At 73.7% G+C, this 429-nt stretch carries 1 protein-coding gene; it reads left to right on the forward strand.

Annotation, left to right across the window (positions count from 1 at the left end; all coding sequences use genetic code 11):
• Window positions 1-429 (forward strand): hypothetical protein (locus AX744_RS20680; RefSeq protein WP_197429214.1); only part of this gene is annotated, 429 nt, incomplete at both ends.

The raw sequence follows: 429 nt of genomic DNA on the forward strand, positions 1-429 counted from the left end.
GCCCGGCGCTGCGCGCCGTGCTCCGGGTGGGCGGCAAGCCGCCCACGGGCCACGCAGGTCGGCCGCTGCGCGCCCTCCCCGAGGGGGCTGCGCGGGACACCGACGCCCCGAACCTCACGGAGAAGCGTCTACAGAAGGCGATCGACCGGGCGGGGCTCGACATGGTGGATCAGGCCGTGGATCGAGACGGTGAGGGGTGGCAGATCACCGGGCATTCCAAGTACGAGGCCGAGGGGATCTACAGGCTGGCCGAGGACGTCACGCGCCGTCACCCGGGATCGCGCGCCGAGGTCTTGCAGGAGTGGGACACCCGCGATGCCGACGAGGCGGGGCAGAGCCTCGACGTGTACGTGGGCGGCGAGTACCAGGCCGCGCGGGCTCGCGTGTCCGGGCTGGTGCCCACGGATCTCGCGGCGAGCGTTGCGGCGG

The sequence above is a fragment of the Microbacterium sp. CCH5-D1 genome (assembly GCF_001557335.1).
GTDB lineage: Bacteria > Actinomycetota > Actinomycetes > Actinomycetales > Microbacteriaceae > Microbacterium > Microbacterium oxydans.